The organism is Antarcticibacterium flavum, assembly GCF_006159205.1.
Lineage (GTDB): Bacteria > Bacteroidota > Bacteroidia > Flavobacteriales > Flavobacteriaceae > Gillisia > Gillisia flava.
The window spans coordinates 4,004,473-4,030,460 of the sequence record NZ_CP040812.1 but is presented as its reverse complement, the minus strand read 5'-3'; the positions used below and the strand labels follow the sequence as shown (position 1 = coordinate 4,030,460).

14 protein-coding genes are annotated in these 25,988 nt (G+C 41.1%); all 14 read right to left on the bottom strand.

The features are described 5' to 3' along the window. Positions 1 to 4: 4 nt before the first annotated feature. The 14 genes from FHG64_RS19845 to FHG64_RS17605 all read right to left on the bottom strand — a co-directional run bounded on the left by FHG64_RS19845 (position 5) and on the right by FHG64_RS17605 (position 25,915). Positions 5 to 130 (bottom strand): hypothetical protein, encoded by a 126-nt coding sequence (locus tag FHG64_RS19845; protein WP_262710271.1) that lies wholly within the window; start codon positions 128 to 130, stop codon positions 5 to 7. A gap of 85 nt (positions 131 to 215) precedes the next feature. Next, positions 216 to 1,925, bottom strand: coding sequence for a helix-turn-helix domain-containing protein (locus FHG64_RS17665; protein ID WP_139067628.1), 1,710 nt, complete (start codon positions 1,923 to 1,925; stop codon positions 216 to 218). A 6-nt stretch (positions 1,926 to 1,931) separates the two neighbouring features. Further along, entirely contained in the window at positions 1,932 to 3,218 is a 1,287-nt protein-coding gene (locus FHG64_RS17660) for an HlyD family secretion protein (RefSeq protein ID WP_139067627.1), read from the bottom strand. A gap of 1 nt (position 3,219) precedes the next feature. Further along, on the bottom strand, positions 3,220 to 5,403 hold the full coding sequence (locus tag FHG64_RS17655; protein WP_139067626.1) for a peptidase domain-containing ABC transporter: 2,184 nt from the start codon (positions 5,401 to 5,403) through the stop codon (positions 3,220 to 3,222). 349 nt (positions 5,404 to 5,752) lie between these two features. Continuing rightward, positions 5,753 to 7,165 (bottom strand): TolC family protein, encoded by a 1,413-nt coding sequence (locus tag FHG64_RS17650; RefSeq protein ID WP_139067625.1) that lies wholly within the window; start codon positions 7,163 to 7,165, stop codon positions 5,753 to 5,755. Between the two features lie 2 nt (positions 7,166 to 7,167). Next, positions 7,168 to 7,848, bottom strand: a complete 681-nt coding sequence (locus tag FHG64_RS17645) for an ABC transporter ATP-binding protein (RefSeq protein ID WP_139067624.1) — start codon at positions 7,846 to 7,848, stop codon at positions 7,168 to 7,170. A 211-nt stretch (positions 7,849 to 8,059) separates the two neighbouring features. Beyond that, entirely contained in the window at positions 8,060 to 10,441 is a 2,382-nt protein-coding gene (locus tag FHG64_RS17640) for an ABC transporter permease (RefSeq protein WP_139067623.1), read from the bottom strand. Between the two features lie 265 nt (positions 10,442 to 10,706). Beyond that, entirely contained in the window at positions 10,707 to 13,118 is a 2,412-nt protein-coding gene (locus tag FHG64_RS17635; protein ID WP_139067622.1) for an ABC transporter permease, read from the bottom strand. A 377-nt stretch (positions 13,119 to 13,495) separates the two neighbouring features. Beyond that, complete coding sequence (locus FHG64_RS17630) at positions 13,496 to 15,916, bottom strand: ABC transporter permease (protein ID WP_139067621.1); 2,421 nt, start codon at positions 15,914 to 15,916, stop codon at positions 13,496 to 13,498. A 289-nt stretch (positions 15,917 to 16,205) separates the two neighbouring features. Beyond that, positions 16,206 to 18,554 (bottom strand): ABC transporter permease, encoded by a 2,349-nt coding sequence (locus tag FHG64_RS17625; RefSeq protein WP_139067620.1) that lies wholly within the window; start codon positions 18,552 to 18,554, stop codon positions 16,206 to 16,208. Between the two features lie 163 nt (positions 18,555 to 18,717). Continuing rightward, a complete protein-coding gene (locus tag FHG64_RS17620; RefSeq protein WP_139067619.1) occupies positions 18,718 to 21,147 on the bottom strand; it encodes an ABC transporter permease in 2,430 nt (809 codons plus the stop codon). Positions 21,148 to 21,342: 195 nt separating this feature from the next. Next, positions 21,343 to 23,811: an ABC transporter permease gene (locus FHG64_RS17615; protein ID WP_139067618.1), complete on the bottom strand. Its 2,469-nt coding sequence runs from the start codon at positions 23,809 to 23,811 to the stop codon at positions 21,343 to 21,345. 38 nt (positions 23,812 to 23,849) lie between these two features. Next, positions 23,850 to 24,533, bottom strand: a complete 684-nt coding sequence (locus FHG64_RS17610) for an ABC transporter ATP-binding protein (protein ID WP_139067617.1) — start codon at positions 24,531 to 24,533, stop codon at positions 23,850 to 23,852. Positions 24,534 to 24,664: 131 nt separating this feature from the next. Next, on the bottom strand, positions 24,665 to 25,915 hold the full coding sequence (locus FHG64_RS17605; protein WP_139067616.1) for an efflux RND transporter periplasmic adaptor subunit: 1,251 nt from the start codon (positions 25,913 to 25,915) through the stop codon (positions 24,665 to 24,667). Positions 25,916 to 25,988 lie beyond the last annotated feature (73 nt).

Sequence of the window (25,988 nt, the reverse complement as noted above, 5' to 3'; positions counted from 1 at the left end):
AACCTTATTTACCCTGCTTGGGACGTCTAACCTTGTCCCTATCAATAGCCCCTCCCCCTCCAGTTCCTCCTTTAATCTTTTCCAGATTTTTCAAGGCGCGTGGTTTGAAATCTTGCAATGATTTTTTCATGATCTATAAATTTAAATGGTTAATAATAAACTTCGTACTAAATAAACATATCCTTACTCAAAATAAAAGATGCTGGAACCGTCATTTATAAATGGCCTTCTAAATTTCTCGATTTTAACTCATTTATAAATTTTGAAGGATACACTCCTGTGCTTTTATAAAAAGCCTTGGAAAAGGTTTCTCCTGTTTTAAACCCGAAAGTATCTGCAAGACCCTGGTTACTATATTTTAAAAGCATTGGTTCTTCCGGCAACCGTCTAACTGCCGTGGAAATTCTTAATTCTTTCAGGTAATTCGGGAAATTCATTTGCTTATAGTGGTTAATGACCACAGAAAGGTAGCTGGTATTAGTGCCCAGCTCCTCCGCAAGAGTTGCCATGTCCAGATCTTTACACAAAAATCTCTCTGACTCTTCAAACCTTTGTAGTTTACTTAAAAGATCATTTCGTATATCTTCAGGTACAGAAGGTGGGTGGGGAATTTTTCCATCAGTAGAAGTTCTTGTTTGATTTGATTTCTTAATTCCGTCTTGCAGAAGAGTTTTTAATTTCAATTTCATTCTGCGTGTACGTATATAAAAATATACACCGGATAAAGACCCAATACCCGCTAAAAAACTAGCAAAAAGAACAAATCTCTCTTTCGTTCTTAACTGTTCCTCAGTTTTTTCCTTTTGAAACTTTAGATAGGGTAAATCATATGAAGCGACCGCCATATTAAGTACATTTTCCTTACCGGTAGATAGAATACTATCATAATGGATCAACTTTCCAATGTATTCTACGTGCTTTCTTTTATCATTTTCTGTAAGAGAGTTCATAATTAACTGCTGATAGACATCCTTAGCCTCAGGAAAAGGATCTTTGGTTATTGAAATTATTGAATCAATATCTCTAAAGTATTTTATAGCCAGTTCCCTGTTTTCGCTTCTCTCTTCTATTTTTCCGAGATAATAAAGCTTTATAGCCTTACTTGTACCATCAAATAAATCTAAATATTTCAGGAGTGTATCCTTTGCTATCCCGTGCTCATTTTGGTAATAATTAATTTGTGCATCCAACAATACAAAATCTATATAATTACTTGTGTCTTTATGCGTAATAGTCTGCTCTATTCCCTTTTTCGCGTATATACCCGCAGAATCTACCTCTTGTAAACGAAGATGAGTAAGAGCAAGGTTATAGACAAGGAGCAAATAATCTTCATAATGCTGGTTCTGAAAATCGGGTTGGGATTTTAAAAGTCTTAAGGATCTTTTATAGAGTTCAGCCGCCGCATAATGCTGTCCATTAATATTTCTTATTGCAGCAATAGCCAAAGAAATTTCTCTTTGTTGTTCAAGGTTATCTTTTTCCAGGGCCAGGTTATAGGCAGTGAGATAATTTTCCAAAGCCATAGGAAAATTCCCCAGTTGAAAGTATAAATGCCCTTTTAATTCATAACCTGTAGTTGGATAATTATGATGGTCACTGCCTCTGGTATAGTATATAATAGAATCTGCATATTGTAAGGCAACAAGAGGCTCTTCCATATCTGTCTTGAAATAGAATGCTCTGGCAATTTCAATACTATTATTCTCAGCTTTTGCCTTTGAGATGTGAAAGTCTACTAGTTCAGAAAGTTTCTGCCAATCCTCCATATCCAAGGCTTCAAATTCCTGTTCCTGAATTTCCTGATAGGAAGGATCCTTCAAATGCACTTGATGGTAACTTTTTCCCTGTGCATTGACCTTTACAATACCAATTGAAAAGAAAAGCTGTATAATGAGCGAATATTTAAAAATCTGTTTTTCCATCTTCACCTAGTATTCCTTCAACGACCATAGATGCCTAAATTCATAAAAGATCCTTTCTATAACACTTGTCTCTTCTAAAATGATTTCCACATCCCCAATTAACTCCCTATTAAATTTTAGCTCTCTCCCATAAGAAGTAGTCAAACTATCTATACTCAGAAAGACTAGATAATCTTCACTGCCCGCGCCGGGAATATCAGAAATTGACTCCACCTTACCTTTTAAAATCCCCCATTCTCTGTAAGGATAATTGTCCAGCTTCAGGTATGCCGATTGTCCTTCCAATATTTTGCCCGAATTCCTCACCGGAACTTTACATCTTCCAACCACGCTGTTACTATTCAAAGGCATAATAACAAAAACCAATTCCCCTTCCTCTACATTCTGAAAATTTCCCCAAACATTATTAAAAGAAAGCTTACCATCAATTGGGCTAACGAGTAGGTATTTTTCCTCCCAGTTCAGGATATTGCTTAATAAAGCTTCTCTGGCTGCTTCAAGTTTCACAGCTCCTGTAGATGAAGTCCTAAAATGTGAGCTTTCTGCCAGTTTTCTATCCTTCTCCAAAGTGCTTAGGTCAATCTTTACTTGCTCAATTTGTTGAGTAATAATTTCATACTTCTGTTGGGCTTCTAAAAATTCATTCTCCACTTTTTCCAAATCGTGATGAGATATTACTCCCTTTTTCAATAACTCCCTGTGTCTTTCCAAATTTCTTTCCTGCAATTCAAAGGACCTATCCGCCAGCAGAAGTTCTTTATTTTTATTTTCTGCAATGCGTTTCTGGCTTTTAACCTCATCCTTCAACTGAAACTGAATAAGCTCATTGTTTTTTAATATTTTTTCCAAAATGACCTCCTGATAATTGGATAAAAAATATTGGTATGATGGCTGTATCAAATTCCCTAACCTAAGATCAGTGGGAAAAACTAATTTTAAGGAATCTATTGTTTCAAAGAAAACCCTATTGGTCAATTTTTCCTTTAAATAATTGACATCTCCGGCATTTGCAGAATTTTCAATCATTGCTAAAACTGCTCCCGCTTTTACCATATCACCGGGCTGGAAATGTAGTTCCATCAGTTTTCCTTGCTGTTTAGCTATTATTTCTACTGGGGGAAATTTAGAGGTCACCTTAACCTTTCCTATTATGATTTCATTAAAGGAAAAAAAACTGGCAAGAACTACAGCTAATATGAAGACCAGAACCACAATATTCTGCCCCCGCCGTAAAATCCAATTTGGCTCGGCATCTGGTCTCATCATCTTCTTATTAATATACTTCCTGTCCATATTAAGCTCCCAATTGATTTACGATTAGATCATAATAAAACCCTTGTAAAGAGATTAATTCCTGGTGGTTTCCTTTCTCCACAATCTTACCATCGTTCATCACCAGAATTTGATCTGCATGCTTTACGGTTGAAAGCCGATGAGCAATCACCACCACGGTTTTGTTTCTATAAAAAGAAGATAAATTTTCAGTTATAGCTTTTTCGTTTTGTGAATCAAGTGAACTGGTTGCCTCATCGAAAAATAAATAATCCGGATTTTTATATAATGCCCTGGCAATTAGCAATCTTTGTTTTTCTCCTCCACTCAAGAGCTGTCCCTGTTCCCCTACCTTAGTTTGATATCCCAGAGGAAGTTTATCAATCATCTCATCCAAATTGGAAAGCTCAACGGCCTTCTTCATCAAATCTCTATCAGTGGGATCATTGGAATTCGATTCGGTTATATTACGTTCAATGGTATCATGGAAAAGAATTCCGTCCTGTAGTACAATCCCGCACTTTCTTCGCCAAGAATTGGAATGAACCTCCTCGAGATTAACATTCCCAACCATTATTTTACCTTCTGTAGGATTATAAATTCTGGCCAACAATTTAAGCAAGGTGGTTTTTCCTGAACCACTGGCACCAACTATTGCAGTGGTTTTACCCTGAGGAATAATTATATCAAGTTCTTTAAGAATCAAAGGAGTGGAAGGTTCCCCATACCTAAAACTTACTTTCTTTAATTCTATATCATCTGATTTGATTTTAGTCTCCTTCTTTTCCTTGCTATTTTCCAGGGTTTGATTATGTACTTCGGAAAGCCTTACTAATGAAAGCATCGCTCTTTGATACCCCACCAGAAAATCAATAGTGTTCGAAACGGGTAAAGAAAGGCTGCCAATTATAAACTGAATAGCCAACATAGTACCTAATGTTATCTCCCCTGCTATTACAGCTTTTGCAGACCAAAAAACAATCAGGATACTGGTAAGTTCATTTAGAAATCTCCCGCCATTAATTTGAGCCTGATCTACCTTTAGAATTCTGGTGTGTATACCAAATAAGGAAAATTGGTTATTCTTCCATTCCTGTTTGCGCCTGGCTTCAGAATTATTTAATTTAATTTCGGTTACTGCCAACAAAATTTGAAGAAATAACGATTGATCCTTTCGGTTCAATTCGAAAAGTTGATGATCCAGAAATTCCTTCTTTTTCATAAATAATAGGGACCACCCCAAAAACAAGCCTGTGCCCAAAATGAAGATGAAGGTAATGGTGGGATCAAAAAAGTAGAGCACTACAGCAAAAACAATAATATAAAATATATCAAATGGGATAGTTAAAGCCCTTCCGCTAAGAAATTCATCAACTCTTTGGTGATCATAGATTCTTTGCAGGAAATCTCCTGTTGTCTTAGAATCAAAATATGATATGGGCAGTTTGAGTAGTTTATCCAGAAAATCTGAGATCATCTCTATATTCACTCTTGTACTTATATAAAGTAATAGCCAGTCTCTAATCACTTCCGTTGCTGACCGGGAGAGGAATAGAAAAAGTTGGGCAATCACAATGAGATGAATAAACCCTATGTTCTGAAAATTGATCCCATAGTCCACCAGGCTTTGGGTTAAAAACGGCAAGATCAATTGGATTACAGTGGCCAAAAAAAGACCTATGAGCACCTGATTCAAATATTTTCGGTAAGGCAAGAGGTAGTCGATTAAAAATTGGAAACTGCTCTTGCTTTTCATTTCAGGCGACTCCTGTTCCAGGTAATGTTCTGTAGGTTCTACTAAAAGCAGAACACCTTTTGCAGAACCTCCTGCCCATTTTTCACGAAATTCGGAATGTTTATATTTTACCCTCCCTACTGCAGGATCTGATATAAAGATGTACTTACGGTTAGTCTTATAAACCACCACAAAGTGATTTGAGTTCCAGTGGGCAATAGCAGGAAGAGGAACTTCATTTATTAATTCTTCCATTTCTGCCTTTACACCAATTGAATCTATCCCTAACTCTTCAAGCGCTGTAGATAATCCCGCAAAGGAAGCCCCGCTTTTTTGAAGACCAGAAATTTTCCTGAGGTAATCTAAATGGAAGTCCCTCCCGAAAAATTCAGTTATCATTTTAAGACAGGTAGGCCCGCAATCCATTTGGTCCAGTTGTCTGTATCCCGGAAATTCTGCTATCCTGAACATCTCAATTTCAACTATTTGAGATTAAATTTAATTAGGAAACTAATAAGAATTGAATTCCTTTACCGGGGATTCATAAATCATTGGCCTACCACACCCGTCATTTAGAAATGACAGCCACACATCACATCCAGGGATAAAAACTTTTTAGAAGGATCAATCCCAAAAAACTTTAAACTATTGAAGAAAAACTTATTAGGGGGAGCAGGTATTACCTAATTTGAATTTAGGAAAAAAAAGAATTGGTTGAATTTTTTTTATCGGATTTAATTGATTTTGGTCGAAAAAAAACGAAAGTGCCAGATAGCTATTAATTTTTTCATTGAATGGCTATGCTTACTTCATTAAATAGTTAATCCTTCCCCCTGAAATAGTCCAGCACCTGCACTCTTAACAGGTATTCATATTTGGCATTTGCCAGGTTGATCTCTGCCATATCCAGATTGTTTTTGCTAATTATAAATTCTACAATATTGGAAACCCCGCTGTTAAACCTTATTTCATTTATGCGGAAGGATTCGCGGTATGCTTCAAGTTGCTCCTGCAGAATGTGGAATTCCCTGTATGCCGCCTGCATATCCGCATGTGCCTGCTGTATGGATTGCCTGAAAATGAGCCGCGTGTTTTCCAGTTCCACTTTCGATTCTTCCAGTACTATCTTTTGAAGTGCCGTGTTATTGCGGGCCCTGAAGCCGTTGAACAAAGGAATGTCTACCGCTACCCCTACAACCGAGTTAAGGTTATTGCTGAACTGGTCATAGACCCCTATTTCCTGTCTCTCAAAAATAGTCTCATTGGTAAAAACAGGTAGCGTACCGTCTCCCAGGTTTACAAACCCACCGGTCTCCGTAACTCTTGTACCTGTTTCTGTAAAGAACCTGGCGGCACTGGAGAAATTTGTATTAAGCTGTGCGAAGAAAGAGATTTCAGGAAAATAGAATGCTCTGGCAACATTGATATTCTTTTTTGCTGCTTCAATCCTCAATTCCCTTGCCTTTATAGATGGAAAACCTTCCAGTGCCTGTTCATACACCTCTTCAGGAGAGAAAGTATAATCGACAATAATCTCTTCCCGGGCAAGGGTTTCCGGTACCACCGGCTGCTCCACATTAAGGAGCTGGGAAAGGGTGAGGATCGCATTGGTAAGGGCGTTTCCAGCTCGCACCACGGCTGTCCTGTCATTGGCTATTTGCCCGAGTATATCTGTATACGCAGCAGGATTCCCAGATCCCTCTTCATAGAGATCCTGAAGGCGGTCCAGTTGCCTGGATGTAGTTTCCAGCCTTACCTCTGCCAGCCTTACGAGGTCCCTGTTGTTCAATGCCTGCAGGTATGCCAGGGTTACATCCAGGATCAAATTTTGCCTGGCCTCCTCCACCTCCATTTCTGATGCCTGCAGGTTATACCTGTCCCTTAAAATACTATTCCTTAACCTTAGCCCATTAAAAACAGTAGCTCCCAGGCTTAATCCTACATTGGAAAATGAAAGTTGTTCCTCAATATAAGTGTTGGTAAAAGGATCTATACTCCGCCCGTTGTTTACCCCACCGTTAATACGGGCATTAAGGCTTGGAAGAAGGTTCGCCCGGGAATTACTCAAATTTCTTTCAGAAGTTTCTGCTCTTAAGTCGGCCCTTCGAAGCTCCAGGTTATTTTCCAGTGCAATTTTGATACACTCGTCCAGGTTTAATCTAAGCGTATCGGTTTGACAAAAGGAACTCCCTGCTCCCAACAGAAAAATAATACATAAAAGTGTTCGAAGCATTTCTATAGGATTTCAGATTTGTGTCTTACGATTGTACCGTCCATTAAATGTAAGGTTCTGCTGCCATAGGTCGCATTACTTTCAGAATGCGTGGCCTGGATGATGGTCACCCCCTCCTCATTAAGCTCCTTAAACACTTGCATAATTTCGTCTCCCTGTTTGGAATTGAGGTTTCCGGTAGGCTCATCTGCCAGGATTAACTTTGGCCTGGTAATTAGTGCCCTGGCGATTCCCACCAATTGCTGCTGCCCCCCGCTAAGCTGGGCAGGGAACAAGTCTTTCTTGCCAACAATATTGAATTTGTCCAGCATATCGGCCACCATCGCTTTTCGCTCTGATGATCTTACGTTTTTATAAAGTAGTGGGGTCTCTATATTTTCATAAACCGTAAGCTCATCCAGCAGGTGATATGCCTGGAATATAAAACCTACATTGTGATGAAACAGCTTTGTACGATCCTTTTCCTTTAATTTATGCACCGGCTCGTTCATAAAAAAATACTCTCCCTCCTCAAAGCCATCCAGCATTCCAATTATATTGAGCAGCGTAGATTTCCCCGAACCCGAAGGCCCCATTACCGAAAAGAACTCCCCTTCTTCAACTTTTAAGCTTAGATCGTTCAGCAGGAATATTCGTCTCCCCCCCTGTTTTACGTATTTGTAGATGTGGTCTAGTTGTAGCATTTTTTTAGTCTTTAGTTTATTATCGGTTGTCAGTTATCGGTTATCAGTTATCAGTTTTTTGGTAAAAATTCTTTTGAGCTAACCCCTCCTTTTTTCCTGATTAGTATTCCCCTAGAGGGCTTCTCTTGTTTCTTGCTCTTGGTTCCTGGTTCTTGGTTCTTGTTTCCTGGTTCTGTTTCGTTTATATACTCCCCCTTTGGGGGTTGGGGGCCTACTCTGTCCTTAAACTATCCACGGGATTTTGCATTGCTGCTTTGACGGTTTGGAAGCTTACGGTAACAATAGCTATAATTAAAACAATAATCCCTGCGGAAGCGTATATCCACCAATCAAGGCTGGCTTTATAAGCGAAATCCTGAAGCCATTGGTTCACAGCCCACCAGCTTATAGGAATTGAAATAAGGGTAGCCAGGAATACCAGCAGCAAAAAGTCCCTGCCGATAAGTGTTGTTATGGTTTTCAAATTTGCTCCCAGCAATTTCCTTATTCCTATTTCGCGGGTGCGTTGCTTAATGATGAAAGCTGTCAAGGCAAATAATCCCATAATAGAAATGAGGATTGCGATACCACCAAAAAAACTGAGTATCTTTTGTAGCCTGTAGTAAGAACTGAACAGCTGCTGAAAATTGGTATCCAGAAAGGAATAACGAATTGGGAAATTGGGTTCAATAGATTTCCATTCCTGCTCAATTGCCGCTACAGTACCCTGGATTTGATTGGACCTGAGCTTTACCAAAATAGCCCCACCACTTTGATACATACAGGCTTTATTTTCAATAGTATAAACCGCAGGTTTTACTGTAAATTCAAATCCATGCACGTTTATATCCTTAACCACTCCCACAATTTGTACGTCGCCCTCATCACACCCTCCAAAAGAGATGGTTTCGCCTATAGGATCATCCACCGGTAACTTCCTTGCTGCAGCTTCATTGATAATGGCGCTGCGGGTATTTTGATCGGCCACACTTTCGTTGAAATACCTACCCGATACCAGCGGCACCTCCAGCGTCTTAAAATAATCTGTACTCACTTTGACCGATCCCATTCGAACCTGTTGTGCTTTATAATTGAAATTGTAGGTTGAGGAGTCGGCTATTTTATCACCGGGTACTGTGGTGGTCTTGGCTACACTACTTACCCCCGGAATGGATAACAGGGCCAGGCGGGTTTGATCAAATCCCTGTTCCCGGGTGGCTTGAGTCGTTTCAATGCGCAACACCTGCTCATCTGTAAATCCCTTATCCATATTCTGCATAAAATCCAGCTGCCGGTTCACACCAATAATGGCTACAATAAAAAAGCCGGTGACAATGAATTGAAATGTCAACAATACATTTCGAAACCCAAGTCCTTTTTTTCCTCCGGAAAAATTGCCCTTTAAAACCTTTACCGGGTTTAACCTGGACAGGTATAAAGCAGGATAAATACCCGATAAGAGTGTGATGACTAACAGGCAAATTCCCAGTTGCATCAAAAGGTCCCAAGAATTCTGCCCCATAAAACTAAGCTGAAGGTTGAGGGAAGAGTTGAGATATGGCAAACCAATCAACACCACCAGGATAGCTATTATTAAGCTGATTGTACACTGAAGACCCGTCTCACTCATAAATTGGAAAATGAGCTTTTGCCGACCAGACCCCAGGGTTTTTCGAATTCCTACCTCCTTTGCCCTGCTTATGGATTTCGCCACAGTAAGGTTACTAAAATTTATGGCACCTGTAAATAATAGCAGGACAGCCAGGATGAACAGAATAGAAACTGTTTTCATATTACTGTTGCCAAATTTGGAGAAATTTTGAATATTGGGAACAGCATCGCTAAATAGCACAGGGCTGTTGCCAGCCTTATATGCTGCCATTTGCTGTTCATCCCCTTTTATACGCTCCTCAAAAAAGATGCGGTTTAGTCCCACATCAAGAGCAGCCTCCTCCACGGGTTCTTTTAATTTAATGTAGGTGTCATAAGAAAAATTATTCCAGAAAAAATTCTGGTTTGCATAGGGATCTCTCATTACCAAGTGCACTGTACGGTGCGAAGGTGTTGTCGGTTTTTTGATCACCCCCGTAATCACCCCTTCCATGGCATTAAAAATTTTGACAGTTTCACCCATAGGGTTCCTGGACCCAAAAAGAACTTTAGACAATTCTTCACTTATGATCACTGCATTTGGAGCATCCAGTGCGGTAGCCCTGTTCCCGCTTGATAGCTCATAGGGAAAGACCTGCAGGAAAAGAGAATCGGCAGATGTGAATCCCTTGTAATAAATACTTTTATGCTCATTGCTTATGAGGACCTCGTATTCCCCTGCACCCTGCATTGAGGTTGCAGCTTCAATCCCGGGATGTTTTTCAGCTAAAAAAGAGGCAAGTGGTGCCGGTGTGGCTTCCATGATATCATCCTGTACCCTCATTGAGATCCTATGCACCTGCTGCAGTTCCGGGTCCCATTTATCATAACTCATTTCAAAGTTTAGCACCATTAAAACAATAATAAAACCGGCCATCCCCGCAGCCAGTCCCAGGATGTTAATAGCAGTATAGGCCTTGCTCTTTCCAAGGCTTCTCCATGCGATTTTAAAGTTGTTTTTCACTTTTGTTAGTCGTTAGTCGTTAGTTTGTTATAGGTTGTCGGTTTTCTGTTTTCTGTTTTCTGTTGTAATAGCTATTTAGTAAACCTTCTCCTTTTTCCCGATTACTGTTCCCCCTCAGGGGGTTAGTGGGCTTCTATTGTGTCCAGATTCTTGTCTCTTGTCTCTTGTCTCTTGTCTCTTGTCTCTTGTCTCTTGTCTCTTGTTTCTTGTTTCTTGTTTTTTGGTTCTATTGATTTTTAGAGTTCCCCCTTTGGGGGTTAGGGGGCTACTCTGTCCTCAAACTATCCACGGGATTTTGCATTGCTGCTTTGATGGTTTTAAAGCTAATGGTTAGAAACGCAACAGCGATAGTAATAATAGCGGCCAAAACGAACACCTGCCACCCCACTTCGATGCGATAGGCAAAATCCTGTAACCAGGTATTCATTAGGTAATAGCCCAGTGGAAATGCGAATAAAAATGAGACAAACACCAGCTTCAGGAAATCTTTGGAAAGCAATGCTACAATTTGCGGGATACTTGATCCCAGTACTTTTCGTATTCCTATTTCCTTAATTCGCTGTTCGGCAGTGTAGGTCACCAGGCCAAAAAGCCCCAGGCAGGCAACAAAAATTGTTAGAAAGGTAAAGATGCTTAAAATGCTGCCCATCTTTTGTTCTGCGCGGTAAGTCTCATTATACGCATCGTCCAGAATAGAATAACTAAAGGGCTCCTGCTCGTTAAAGATGTTCCAGGAGGTATGCAGGTCTTCAATAAGTGCCGACATATTTGCTGTGTTGGTTCTCACGATCAAGCCACCATATGGGTTGTAAAGCATGATGAGTGGATCGATATTCTTGTGAAGCGACTTAAAATGAAAATCTTTTACCACTCCAATAACTGTAAGCACCCGGCCTCCATCATTCGTATCTCTTATCAGGGTTTTTCCTATAGGATCCTTCTTAAAACCCAGGATCTCTGCAGCCCGTTCATTTATGATCACGTTGGTGGAATCTGTCCCGAAAGAAGATGAAAAATTTCGCCCTTCAAGTAGTTCCATTCCCAATGTTGGGATATACTGCTCATCTACATTATAAACAAACATTCTTCTCTTGAATTCCTGCTGAAGAAAAACACCGGACATACTATTATCTGATGGGCCGGCAGGTATAAAGGCAGATTGGGTAACACTTGTAACCCGGGGATCGTTAGTTATCCTGTTTTTAAAGGCATCCTGCTTCTCTCCAAGCAAATAGGATTCTCGCAACACCAGCATCTGGTCCTTTTCATAGCCCAGCTTTTTATTTTGAATAAAATCCATTTGCTCATAGACTATGAGAGTTGCGAATATCAACCCTGCTGAAATAGCAAACTGAAAGACCACCAGGCCGCTGCGAATGCCATTACTTTTTCCTGAAGAGGAGAATTTATTCTTAAGTGCCGCGATGGGCTTAAAGGACGAGAGGAAAAAGGCGGGATAGCCCCCTGCAAAAAATCCGATAATGAAAAGCAAGACAATCATTAACAGCACCACTCCCGGCTGAAACAAATATTCCAGCGGCAGTTCCTTACCTGCGAGATCATTGAAAACAGGCAATGCTAAAGAAAAAAGAATAAGGGCCAGGATCATTGCAGCAGCGGTAGCTATGAACGACTCTGCCAGAAACTGGTAAATAAGCTGCTTTTTGTTGGAACCCAGCACTTTTCGAATTCCCACTTCCTTAGCTCTTTTTGAAGCTGCGGCAGTAGCAAGGTTGGTAAAGTTGATACAGGCGATCAAAAGCATAAACAAGGCTACAGCACTAAAGATGTAAATGTATTTTATATCGCCACCCTGCTGCAGTTCTGTAGAAGCTATAAAATCTGACTTCAAATGAATATCTGTAAGAGGCTGCAGGAATAAACCAATCTCATTGTCCTTCTTAAATTCAGAAAAAGTCATACCCATTTCCCCCTTCATCTGCGGTCCCATATATTTCTCTACAACAGCCGGCAATTTTGCTTCAAGACCTTCAGCAGAAGTACCTTCCTTCAGCAATAAATAAGTATGGAAATCTGAATTCATCCAGGAGGTACCCTGTGCGGGAAGATAACCTACTGTAGATGCAAAAATATCAAAACGGAAATGGGAGTTTTTTGGTACTTCCTCAATAATAGCCGTGACTTTATACTGCCGGTCCTTCTCCTCCAGTGTCAATATTTTCCCTATAGGATCCTCATTGCCAAAATATTTTTTTGCTTCCTTTTCGGTGAGTACTACTGAATTTGGCTCTTTAAGTGGGGTAACCTCATCCCCCTTAATTACAGGCAGGGTGAAGATCTCAAAGAAATTGGGATCTACATACGCAAATTTGCTATCGCGAAAAGAAGTATTCTTATAGGTGATCTTGGGATTGTATAAATTCGTTAACCTGGTAGCTTCCACCACTTCCGGAAATTCATCCTTTAAAGCCTGAGCGACAGGAGCCATCACCACGGCCTCTTTCATCTCTTCTCCATTTACATTGGCGCGGAATACCACCCTAACAATTTCATCTGCCTTTTCATTGAACCGGTCATAACTCAGTTCATCTACCACAAAAAGGAGGATGAGGAGACAGGAAGCAATCCCAATGGCGAGCCCGGCAATATTTATAGAAAATATTCCCTTGTTCTTAAGAATATTCCTCCAGGCGATTTTAAAGTAATTGCGTATCATATTTTTTAAATCTTTTTCTCCTGTTCATTTCTCAGCTTCCACCTCTATTTCAATATTAAAACCGTGCCGACAATTTATTTAATTGGTTTCCAGTTAATTATTAATTCTCCTGCCATTGAATGGTGTACGTTGCCGAACACCTTTGTTCGATTTTAATACACTCCTATAAAAATCTTTTCCCGGGAATTTTTGGTTTTCGGTTTCCGTTTTCTGTTTTCCGTTTTCCGTTTTCTGTTTTCTGTTTTCTGTTTTCTGTTGTATAGCTATTAAGAAAACTCTCCTTTTTCCCTTATTACTGTTCCCCCTTCGGGGCTTCTCTTCTCTCTTCTCTCTTCTCTTATTTCTTGGTTCTTGGTCCTTGTTTCTTGTTTCAAGGCTTACTCCGTTCGTAAGCTCTTCACGGGATTTTGCATTGCTGCTGTGATAGTCTTAAAACTAATGGTGAACACCGCCACACCGGTGGCTATCAAACCTGCCGTGAGGAATATCCAGATATTAAGCTCGATCTTATAAGGGTATTCCTGCAGCCAGTTGCTCATAAACCACCAGCCGATTGGTGCTGCGATAAGAAAACTTATGCCTACCAGTTTCAGGAAATCTTTTGTGAGCATTAGAGTAATGCCGGGAACACTGGCGCCCACTACTTTTCGTATTCCTATTTCCTTGCGACGCTGCGCCACAATGAGTAGAGAAATAGCAAATAAACCAATACAACTAAGAACAATGGCTATAACGGCCCCGCTGGTGATCATAGTGGTCATCGTGTGTTCCCGTTTTAGTGTGCGGTCTATATTCTCCTCAAGGAAAGAGCCGGTGAAGGGGGCATTGGGTTCAATTTTGTGCCAGGCTGCTTTTATTTGCTCAAAGGAACCTGCAGCATTTTGAGGCGCTACTTTCACGTAAGCATAGCGTGTAGCTCGTTCCGGATTTAAAAAAAGGGTCATAGGCTCAATAGACCTATCCAGGTCCTGGAAGTTGTAATCCTTCACTACACCTATAATGTCAAAGATTAAAGATTCATCGATCTGTATCCTGGAATTCAATATCTCCTCCTCCTGTAAATTACGCGCCATGGCCTCATTGATCACCACCGCAAGACTATCTGCCCCACGTGCTTTGTCAAAGGAACGGCCATTCACCAGTTCCAGGCCAAGCGTCTCGATATAATCATAATCAACGAATTGAATATTGGTGTAAACATTCCTGCCCTTATGTTCAAACCCCATAATATTTGTAGAACGGTTGCCATCACGCCCCAGGCCCAGATTTGTGTTTGCCGCACTTACCTTTAAGATCCCAGGCTTGTCCTCCAGTTCTTCCCTTATCAATTGCATGGTTTGAATTTTATCCTGTTTTCCCGTAAGGGCGAAAGTCACCACGTGATCCTTATTGAATCCCAGGTCTTTGGTGCGCAGATATTCCAGCTGATTTTGCAGCACCAGGGTACCGCTAATGAGCAGGATCGCAATGCCAAACTGTAATACCATTAAAGAGTCGCGCACCCGGTTCCTTCCGCTAACTTCCAGTTTACCTTTGAGGGCTTTTAGAGTTCCCAGTTTGCTTAGGATCAACGCGGGATAACCTCCTGCAATTAATGTAATAAGGAGCAGGCAACCTATAGATACCAGCAGGATCTCAACGCTCAAAACCGATGCAAAGCCGGCCCTGGTGCTAAACAGGGTTTTAAATGGTTCCAACAGGGCGGTAGCGGCAAGAATTCCTAAAGCCACAGAAAAAAGAAATACCAGCAGGCTTTCTCCCCAAAACTGAAAGAAAAGCTGAGCTTTCCCTGCGCCTAATGTTTTTCGCATTCCTATTTCCCGAAGGCGCTGCGCGCTCCTCGCGATGCTCATATTAATAAAATTCACACCGGCTATAAAAATAATAAGAAATGCAATACCCAGTACAAGCAAAGGCAGGGTCCGTTTAGCTTCGGCGATCCCGTCTTTGAAACCGGCTAAATAAACATCGGAAAACGGAAGTAGCCTAATTTGCTTGTAGGTACCATATTGATTTGGCCGGGCACCGTCTCGTTTAGCCTCTGCCATAGCTGCTGAGTAATGCGCTACCGTAAAAGCGTCTGTAGATCGTTCGAATTGCCGGGGACTTATTCCCCCGGCAAGCTGCATATATACCTCATGGTTTTCCTTATCCCAGCGGTCAATATTATCGGCATAGGAAAAATCTGCCTGATTGGTGAAATCCAGGGCGAGATCAAATCTAAGGCTGCTTTGCTCCGGCATATCTTCTATGATCGCAGAAACTGTAAACCTGCTTTCCCTACCTTCAGTAATGACAGTGATTGTCTCTCCAATAACCTCAGCGCTTCCAAAAATTCGATTGGCTGCGTATTCGGAAATCGCTACTGCAGATTTTTCACCTATAGGGTTTTCCTTTTCTCCTTTCACAACAGGAAACGAAAAGATGGAGAAGAAATCGGGATCCACATAAGCGGCACTCATTTGCAGTTCCTTATCCCCGTACAGCACCAAAACCCCTTTCCCGTTATAGCGGGTGATCTTTTCCACTCCGGGCACCTCCTCCTTTAAGGTCCCGGCAAAGGGTACAGATTTGGAGGTGCTGGCCTGCGGCCCATCAGGTAGCTGCTCTGTAGAATACACCTGGTAAATTTTTCCCAGGTTCTCATGAAACCTGTCATACGATAGTTCAAACACCGCATACATACTCAAAAGGATGGCGATGCTGAAAGCCACGGTTAATCCCAACACGTTGAGGAAGGTGAACGTGCGGTTCTTCCAAAGGTTCCTCCAGGCGATTTTGAAATAGTTTTTGATCATTGGTTGTCGGTTGTCGGTTGTCGGTTGATAGTTTTTTGTCTGTTATAGGTTGTCGGTATCAGTTCTATGTTTTCAGTTCTCTGTTTTCAGTTTTCTGTTTACCGTTTAGTGTTATCGTTTGTATTATTTATTTGGATAAATTCTCCTTCTTCCTAAATTAAATTCCTCCTTTGGGGGCCAGTGGCTTCTCTTATCTCTTTTGGCTGTTGTAACTTTATTCTAAATTCTTTTCACATCTTCAGTTCCTCCTACTGGCCTCTCTCTGCCGGCAAAGAGGGGGATAGAGGGCTTATTCTGTTCTTAAAATTGAAACAGGGTTAGCCATTGCTGCTCTGGCCGCCTGGATCCCAATCGTTAATAAAGCGAAACACAAAATAGATAGATATAACAATAGCATAAGTCCTAAGGCAACACCGTTATTGTAGGCGAAAATATTGACGAAAAAGAATGATATGAGATAGCCTAATGGAAGACATATTGCCGCAGAGATCAAAAGTAATTTTAGAAATCCTGAAGACAACTCTCTCACGATTGCCGAGACTGATGCACCCAAAACTTTGCGTATCCCTATTTCCTTCAATCGCTTCTCTGTTGTGTAAGTAACAATTCCCAAAAGTCCCATAATGGCAATGGTGAAAATTGTAAAACAAACCATGACCAGAAACTTCATGTCCTCCCCCTGAAAATACCTGTCATATAATTCTTCTTCATAATTGGAAAATGCCAGCTCTTCCCCGGGGAAATACTTTTTGTGCAGAGCTTCTATGTCAGCTTTGAAAACCTTATCATTTACGTCTCCCTTCATCTTAATGTTCAGAATACTGAACTTTAATGGGTCATACTGCATCACCAATGGGCGGGTAGGAAATTGATAAACGTGGTAATTAAAATCCTGAACTACCCCCGTGATCCTAACCTGCTGTTGATCATTTAAATAAATTGTCTTACCAACAGCTTCCGCCGGGGTACCAAGATTAAGTGCAAATAATGTTTGCTCATTCACAACTACGAAGGGGGATGGTGTGGCACCCGCTACCTCTGGGAGATTTTCACCGGCCAGGAATGTGAGGTTCATATTTTCTAAAAAACCGGCATTTACGGCATAAAAACTAGCCTTTACATTTTCCTCCAATTTCTCAGTTTTAATATTACCATTATGGGAAGTCCCGCCAAATGGGGATGAGGCTAACCCAATATTTTCCACATCCTTATGAGCGGCAATTTCATTTCGCAATAATTCATGATCTCCGTGTATGGCAATATTGTAGATGTTCTTTCGGTTATAATTCTCATTATCTGTAGCCTGATATTTAAACTGGCTATACATATTTGTGATAAGAAAGATGAAACAGGCGGTTACTACAAACTGTATAACCACCAGGCTTTTCCTAAATCCAATTTTTCCAAAGGATGCGGGATTTATATCACCCTTTAAAACCCTGGAAGGGGTAAAGGAAGAAAGGATCTTTGCGGGTATGATTCCTGCCAGAACTCCCATAATTATGGCAAAGCCAATAAAAATGGACCAAAGAACAAAGTAATTATCCACTTCCCAGATGATCCAGTTAAGGCTAAGATGTTGTTCCATTATTTTCAGAAAAAGGTATCCTGTGGCCAATCCTATAAACGCCACCAACACGGCTTCGCAAATAAATTGAGTAAATAACTGGCTTCGGGAAGCTCCAGATACTTTTCTTACCCCCACTTCTTTTGCCCTATTTAAAGACTTGGCCAGGGTAAGATTCGTGTAGTTAAAGCCTGCAAGAAGAATAATTGCCAGGGCCATTAGAAAATTCACAGAAAGATCTGCTAAAGAATCTGCATACGGGTTATTTTCCAGCGCTTCAAAATCTGGTGATATTTGTGATAGTTTCTGACTTCTGAAACCATATTTTTCCTTTAAAAGCGGATTATCACCTGCATAACTTTTAGAAATTTGAACGAGCGCCTCATCCAGATCCTGTTTGTTTGCCTGCTCGTGAAGTTTTACATATGTAAAACCCGAAAGTGCATCAGTAGGGGCTGTTTCATTAAATTTGCTGAAAGTTGCCATGGAAACCATCACATCGCTTCTAAAATGGGTGTTAGCTTTATGGGGCTTTAGCACACCTGTTACGGTAAAGTTTCCATAGTCATGATGTGAAAGTGTTTGGTTTACAGGATTAGTGTCCCCAAAGAACACCTTAGCCATTTCCCGGGAGATAACAACGGTGTTTGGTAAAATAGGATAACTTCCCTGTTCCAAAGGAAAGTTGAAAATTTCGAAAAAGGCAGGATCCACATAAAGGCTGTTAACTCTAATAGTCTTTATCTTATTTGTCAATTCCCAGTTAAAAGCTCTTTTTGTGATGGTGGATTTATCCACAAATGGGATTCGTGTTTGTATATCATCTGCTATTGAACCCGGGGAAGATGCGTAGGGTGTTATATTACCATTCCCGTCCTCTACATTTGTAATTACCCTGTGAATTCTATTTGGTTCCAGATGGAAATTATCAACTTCAAAAGCACTTTGAACCTGCATTAATGAAAGCAGCGCAAAAGGTATGGCCAACCCAAAACTCAGGATATTTATCAGGGAAAACAGCTTATTCTTCCAAAGACTCCTCCACGCGATTTTAAAATAGTTCTTTATCATAATTAGTTAACAGTTGTCGGTTGTCAGTTATAGATTGTCGGTTATCAGTTTTTTGTTCTCAATTTTATTTTTCTCGTCAAAGACTTCTTTTATTTCCATTAATTCCCCCTTTGGGGTTAGGGGGCTTCTCTTGTTTCTTGGTTCTTGTCTCTTGTTTCTATATTTATTCCGTTCTTAAACTTTTTACCGGGTTCACAACTGCGGCTTTAACCGCCTGTAAACTTACCGTTACCAGAGCGATGAATATGGCCATAAAACCTGCGAGTGCAAACATCCACCACTCCAGAGCTATTCGATATGCGAAATCTTCCAGGTAATTTTGCATCGCATACCACGCAATAGGGGATGCGATGAGTATTGCGACTACTACTATTTTGAAAAAGGATTTGGAATAGAGCATCACAATAGAGTTGATCGAAGCTCCTAAAACCTTTCTTATGCCAATCTCCTTTACGTGCTGTTGCGTTATCTGGACAATTAATCCAAAAATTCCCATCGCTGCCAGGAACATGCTAAGTCCGCTGAAGAATGCAAACAATTGCTGTAACTTGCTTTCAGCTTCATACTGCGCTGCAATCTGTTCATCTACCCGGTTTACCTCGAGGAGCTTATCAGGATAAAATTCTTGCCAGGTTCTTTGCAGCTGTTCTATAACCTGCTGCTCTGCACCAGGCCTTGTCCTTATAAGCATACCGGAATAAGGAAGCGGACTTTCTGCAGTTATGATAGTAGGTTTAAGATTGACTTTGAGCGATTCTGTATTGAAATCTTCCACAATCCCAACAGGAATCGCTTTAACATCTGCAATATCCTGATTTAAATTGTTGGCTTGAAGAATTCCTGCAGTGTGTACAGTAAAAATGGAGGCACGACTCCCGGCTTTTTCTTCCTCGTCAAAGCTTATGATACCCGTTGGGTTTCCCGTCTTTATATCTGAAGGATATTTTTCATTCAAAAAGCGCCCCTTCTGCAAGGTAAGGCCCAGAGTCTCGGCGAAATCAAGATCGGCATTGATAAAGAAAACTTCAAAACTTTTATCTGGAGCTGCGGGATCAGAGATACGCTTAGACATATAACCGGCTCCTCTGGTGGGTAACCAGGTGGAAAAACTAACTTTTTCAATATTGGGATTCTTCAATACCTCATTTTTAAAGGCATCCCCTTTCCCGTCCCAGCTCACAGAGCCTATGCTTAATAGCGCATCCTTATTGAACCCAATGTCCATGGTTTTCAAGAAGGTAACCTGCTGCTGTACCACAAGGAGGGCGATAAGGACAATGATGGAAATTGAGAACTGAAGCACCACGAGGCTTTTGCGCACCGTATTTTGACTGCTTAAATTTCCTGTATAGAAATTACCTTTTATGGTTTTGGCAGGATTATAGCCCGACATTATAAGCGCAGGATAGCCACCGGCTAAGAGACTTATTAAAAGAAGAATTAAAACCGTAATCCCAAAAAGATACAATCCGGAAACGAAAGTCTGCTCCAGGGCATGTCCCAGAAATTTTTCAATAAGGGGAATAGTTCCCAAATATATTAAACTGGCTATAAATGTTGAGATCAAAAAGAACAGCACAGCTTCTGTAAGAAACTGAAATATAAGTTGCCGGCGATTGGCCCCCAGGATCTTTCTCATCCCTATTTCCTGCATTCGTTTTATTGCTCTTGCAGTACTAAGGTTAATGAAATTCACGCAGGCAATTATTAGAAGAAGCAGGGCTACCCCTGTAAGGATAAATATGTTATTTAAACTTCCCTTTACATCCTGGTATTCGGCAAATTCTGAATGTAAATAAATATCAGTAATAGGCTGAAACTCGAAGGAATCGGCATTTTTTGATCCAACAAAATCGGCATACCAGTTACTTAGTTGTTGAGCAAATTTATCTGGATCTGTTCCTTGCTTTAACTGAACATAGTTTTGACTGAAGGTTCCAAATTGCTCCTTATTAAGAACTTCCAACCTCCCTTTTTGAACCAGGATCGCTTCTGCCCGCAAATGTGTATTGGAAGGAATATTTTCGATCACTCCTGTAATTACATAGGAATCTGGTTCTGCTTTAAAAGATGGAACATCAGAAATAATTTTTCCAACAGGATCTTCATATGGAAAAAATCGGTCTTTAAGATTTCTGGTAATGATCAGGTTCTTTTTATCATGAATGAAGTTTTTGGGATCACCTGCAATTATTTTAAAATCCAGCATTTTCCAGACTGTAGTATCTGCATTTAAAAGGTTCACTTCAACCTTTTCTGTTTCTGAATTGGAAAATTTAAAATGAATGGGATGTGTGTTGAATTTTGAAACTGCTTCCACTTGAGGGAAATCATTCATTAAAACCGGGTTAAGTCCTGCAAAAGAAGCTGCCATCCTTTTTTGTTCCTGGCTGCCGGTAGTTTTGACCGTAACAATCCTGTAAAGGTCATCTGCATTTTTCCACTTGGTGTCATAAGAAAGATCGTCGATCACAACTGTCGCCATACTCATACAAGCCCATATCCCTATGGTGAGGCCAAGAACATTAATAAAGGAATAAACCCTGTTCTTAAGGATTGTGCGCCAGGCCATTTTTAAATAGTTTTTAATCATAATTTGTTGTCGGTTATCAGTTGTCGGTTGTCGGTTGTCGGTTGTCAGTTGTCGGTTGTCGGTTTGCTGTTTACGGTTTACTGTTAGGATTGGTTATTTAGATAAATTCTCCTTCTTTCTAAACTAAATTCCCCCTTTGGGGGCCAGGGGGCTTCTCTTCTCTTGTTTCTTGTTTCTTGTCACTTGCTTCTATTTTTACTCTGTTCTTAAACTTTTTACCGGGTTTGCCACTGCCGCTTTAACTGCCTGGAAACTCACTGTGAGAAGCGCTATCATAAGGGCAAAGGAACCTGCAAGGGCAAACATCCACCATGCAATATCAATTCTATAAGCGAAATCCTGAAGCCACCGGCTCATTCCATACCAGGCCAGAGGTGAGGCGATGATCACAGCAATACAAACCAATTTTATGAAATCCACGGAAAGCAGGCGCACAATATCTGTTACCCCAGCTCCTACTACTTTTCGTATTCCAATTTCCTTTGTGCGCTGTTGTGCTGTAAAAGCCACAAGGCCAAATAAACCCAAACAGGCAACAAAAATGGCCAGGGAGGTAAATATCCCAAAGAGTTTCGCCAGGCGCCGGTCGGTTACATAGGCGGCTGCAAGATCTTCGTCCAGAAAAGAATATTCGAACGGAACATTCGCCTGGAATTCCTGCCATTTCGCTTCTATGGCCTGGATGGTTCTTTGGGGATTTCCCGGGTTCAGTTTTACTGTTATGTAGGAAGTTGGGGAAGTATAGCTTTGTGAGCTTTTTGAGAACAAGGCAAAAGGTTCAATGGGGGTATGCAGGGATTGCACATTGAAATCCTTTAGGACTCCCACGACGGTATAGGATTCCTGCTGCCCTCCCGGATATCTTATGGTTTTACCCAGAGGATTTTCCCAGCCAATTTGCCTAGCCGCGGTTTCATTTATTACTACAGAAAGTGAATCGTTGAACCTGCGCTCAAAACCACGACCTTCTTTCAGCTTCAGGTCAAGCGTTTCTATAAATCGGTCATCTACAAGGTAAGAGCTAAGGGCAAGATCCTGTGAGACAGTTTCCCCGGGCTCATTGGTTTCAGGCACATAAAAATCTCCAAAAGCACCTTTAGTGAATACATTTGATGAGATCGTAGTGCTCTTAATTTGCGGGAGGGCGGCAATCTCCTGGCGAAAGGCTTCCTCTGCAGCACCTAACTTTTCAGTATTGTTTAAAATAATAATATTCTCCCTGTCATATCCAAGATCGCGGCTGTTGGCATAATCAAGCTGGGTGTAAACTATTATAGTGGAAATTATGAGAGCGATTGCGATGATGAATTGAAATACCACTAACTCATTCCTGATGAACCTGCTTTTAAAGTTTTTACCGATACCGCCTTTTAAAATATTAACCGGTGCAAATGAGGTGAGATAAAAAGCCGGATACACTCCCGCCAGGACAGCGGTAACAAGAGCCAAACCAAGGATGAGCATCCAGATTTCAGGCGCGATTAGATTTTGCAGCCCAATGCTTTTCCCGGCTATTTCATTAAAGACGGGCAGAAATAAAATAGTAAGTAACACTGCTAACATAGTCGCTATAAAGCTGAAGAGCGCTGCCTCAGTAAGAAATTGTCTTATTAACTGTGACCTTGCAGATCCCAATACTTTTCTTATCCCAATCTCTTTGGTGCGCCTGGATGACTGAGCTGTGGCCAGGTTCATAAAGTTTACACAGGCCAGGATTATAATGAAGAGCGCGATGATCCCGAAAATATACAGGTTTTTGATATTGTTATGCTCTGTAATCGAAGAGACAATGTCCCCGGAATGTAAGTGGATATCTGCCAGTGGCTGCATATGAAAATCCCACTTATTACCCTTCTCCAGGAATTCTTCATATGGCTGGCCTATCCTTTTAAAAGCATCTGCCGCCTGCACGCGCAGCATCTCGGAGAATTGAGATTCCAGGTGTTGAACTAATCCCGGATTTGCAGCTGCCTGCTCAGTTACCTTAACATAGGTTACCATATTGAGCCAAACCCAGCTCCAGTTAAAATAATTTACGACCCCAAAGTTTTCAACCGGCACTAAAATATCAAACTTTACAGAAGCAGGAAGATCCTCAAGATCATGTAACACGCCGGTCACTTTCATCGGGCTTTTATCTTCTCCGTACAACAGGATCTTTCCCATAGGATCTGCTTCTCCAAAATATTTCTTTGCCACCTGTGGCGTAATAACAATACTATTCGTTTCGGCAAGGCAGGTTTTAGGATCTCCCTTGGCCAGCGGATAACTTAATAGTTCCAGGAAGTTGGCATCTACCGCGAAAATGTTATCCTCATTGAATTGCTTCTCTTGGTCATCACTGTTTTGAAGCACATTCACACCCGGCCTGAAGATTCGGGTATAACTCTCTATTTCCGGAAAATTATTTACAAGCTTAGCACCGGCAGGAGGCGGAGTATAGCCTGCGTAGAACTCATTTTCACCCATCTTACCTTCAACATTAACTCTGAAGATTTGCGCCGAATCTTCAAAGAATTGGTCATACTGCAGTTCATCCTGAATGAAAAGAGCAATAAGGATCACACTGCAAAGACCAATCGCCAGGCCGGAAACATTGATCATGCTGCTGGCTTTATACCTTAGGATGTTTCTTAGCGCTATTTTGATGTAATTCCTTATCATAACTGCTCCGTTTTTTGATTGATGATGATGGTGTTTTTTTAGGCGTTTACAAGAACATTTTCTGTCACTTTCTCCCCATCCAGCATCCTGATGATACGGTGGCTGAATTTTGCGTCGTGTTCACTGTGGGTTACCATGATGATGGTGGTTCCGGCTTCGTTTAATTCTGTGAGCAGGTCCATTACCTCGTTCCCATTGCTGCTGTCCAGGTTTCCTGTAGGCTCATCTGCCAGGATAAGTTTTGGATTGTTCACTACTGCCCTGGCTACGGCCACTCTTTGCTGTTGCCCTCCGGAGAGTTGCTGCGGGAAATGCTTGCGGCGGTGCATGATCTGCATTTTTTCCAGCACCTCGTGTACCCGCGCTTTCCTCTCAGCTGGTTTAACCCCGGTGTAGATCAAGGGAAGTTCCACATTCTCAAAAACGGTAAGTTCATCAATGAGGTTAAAACTCTGGAATACGAAACCAATATTGTGCTTGCGCAATTGAGAGCGTTTGCGTTCATTATATCCCGCTACTTCAATTCCGTCGAATAAAAAGCTACCTCCATCTGGGTCATCGAGTAACCCAAGGATATTGAGCAGAGTTGATTTCCCGCAGCCCGAAGGCCCCATAATAGCTACAAATTCTCCTTCTTTCACTTCAAATGAAAGTTTGTTAAGGGCGATGGTTTGGACCTCTTCTGTCCGGTAATATTTCTCAAGATTGGAAATTTTAATCATTGGCTGGTTAATTATTGTTTGTATGTTTTTGTCTTTATTTCCCCATCTCTTAGGTAGGGGTTCCGTTTTTTATGAAAATCCCCCGCTCCCTTTGCAGGGAGCATAGGATTTCCTGCTAACTAATTAACTTTCTAATTTAAAATGAGCTCTTCAATATTTCCAAAGTTGTCATAGCTTGAGGTAATAACCCGGTCACCCGGTTGTAACCCCTGCAGTACTTCATAATATTCGGTATTCTGGCTGCCAAGTTGTATGTCAACTTTATAAGCTGTTTTTCCATCCTCACTCAGCTTAAATATCCAGTTCCCGCCGGTTTGCTGAAAAAATCCGCCCTTTGAGACCAGAAGCGCCTCTTTTTCCTGGCTTAACGCCAGTCGAATTTGCAGGGTTTGGCCCCGACGAATCCCTTCAGGAACCTCTCCTTCAAAAAACATATCCACCTGGAACCTACCGTTGGTCACCTGAGTGTAGACTTTTTTGATCTCCAGGGTAAAATCCCTTCCGTTGATCTTAAAGCTTCCCTGCTGCCCGGCATAAATCCTGGAGATATAATGTTCGTCAATATCCACACGTACCTTATATCCGGTAACAACATCTACCTGCCCCAGTCTTTCTCCCTTGGTCTTGGACTGGCCAATCTCGGCATCCAGCGAGGTTAATTGCCCGTCTACCGGAGCCCTTACAATAAGATCCTCCACTTTCTTCCGCATTAACTCAAGGGCTTTCTGTGTCCTGCCATAGGAATTCTGGGCCTGTCCCATTTCCTGTTGCGTCGAGATGGAATCCTGCGCCAAAACTTCCCTGGCAAGATCCATACGCTGCTTCTGGTACTTATAGTTATTTTCAGACTCCAGCAAATCCTGCCGGCCTATCGCATCTTTCTTATAAAGCCTTTGATTTAGGTTATAGACTCTTTCTGCTTCTATAAGACTGTTTTCAACATCTGTTAATTGGTTTAACCTGTTTATAGTATTTTGCCTTGCTGCATTCTGCGAGATCTGCATTTGTGTTAGCAGGTTGTATACCTGCGTTTCCTGATTTACCAAACTTAGTTCAAGATCTGTATTGGAAAGTCGCAATACAGGTTCCCCCGCTTTCATAATCTCGCCGTCCTCTACAAAGATCTCCTCTACCCTACCTCCCTCAATAGCATCCAGGTAAATGGTGCTTATGGGTAGTACAACCCCATTAACCGGGATATTTTCCTGGAATATCCCCTCCTGAACAGTATCGACAGACAGTCTCTCCTCATTTACATTTAATTTTGATGCTCCGCCAGAAGAAATAAAAGCAAAGGCTATTAAGCTTAGCAGCAAAACAACGCCTATTATAATACTTACCTTTTTAGTTGTAAACCGCTTCTTTTTAAGAGGTATATCCATGAAAATCTATTTGTTACACTTAGATTGTAAAGCAATTTTGTGCCAAAAACTTAACCTTCTATATATCAAATAA

What these genes read in the sequence shown, in the direction of transcription:
- FHG64_RS17645 (WP_139067624.1), bottom strand. Translation starts at nt 7,848, where the DNA reads ATGCTACAACTAGACCACATCTACAAATACGTAAAACAGGGGGGGAGA.
- FHG64_RS17605 (WP_139067616.1), bottom strand. Translation starts at nt 25,915, where the DNA reads ATGGATATACCTCTTAAAAAGAAGCGGTTTACAACTAAAAAGGTAAGT.
- FHG64_RS17625 (WP_139067620.1), bottom strand. Translation starts at nt 18,554, where the DNA reads ATGATAAAGAACTATTTTAAAATCGCGTGGAGGAGTCTTTGGAAGAAT.
- FHG64_RS17635 (WP_139067622.1), bottom strand. Translation starts at nt 13,118, where the DNA reads ATGATACGCAATTACTTTAAAATCGCCTGGAGGAATATTCTTAAGAAC.
- FHG64_RS17660 (WP_139067627.1), bottom strand. Translation starts at nt 3,218, where the DNA reads ATGGACAGGAAGTATATTAATAAGAAGATGATGAGACCAGATGCCGAG.
- FHG64_RS17610 (WP_139067617.1), bottom strand. Translation starts at nt 24,533, where the DNA reads ATGATTAAAATTTCCAATCTTGAGAAATATTACCGGACAGAAGAGGTC.
- FHG64_RS17615 (WP_139067618.1), bottom strand. Translation starts at nt 23,811, where the DNA reads ATGATAAGGAATTACATCAAAATAGCGCTAAGAAACATCCTAAGGTAT.
- FHG64_RS17655 (WP_139067626.1), bottom strand. Translation starts at nt 5,403, where the DNA reads ATGTTCAGGATAGCAGAATTTCCGGGATACAGACAACTGGACCAAATG.
- FHG64_RS17665 (WP_139067628.1), bottom strand. Translation starts at nt 1,925, where the DNA reads ATGGAAAAACAGATTTTTAAATATTCGCTCATTATACAGCTTTTCTTT.
- FHG64_RS17620 (WP_139067619.1), bottom strand. Translation starts at nt 21,147, where the DNA reads ATGATTAAAAACTATTTAAAAATGGCCTGGCGCACAATCCTTAAGAAC.
- FHG64_RS19845 (WP_262710271.1), bottom strand. Translation starts at nt 130, where the DNA reads ATGAAAAAATCATTGCAAGATTTCAAACCACGCGCCTTGAAAAATCTG.
- FHG64_RS17650 (WP_139067625.1), bottom strand. Translation starts at nt 7,165, where the DNA reads ATGCTTCGAACACTTTTATGTATTATTTTTCTGTTGGGAGCAGGGAGT.
- FHG64_RS17630 (WP_139067621.1), bottom strand. Translation starts at nt 15,916, where the DNA reads ATGATCAAAAACTATTTCAAAATCGCCTGGAGGAACCTTTGGAAGAAC.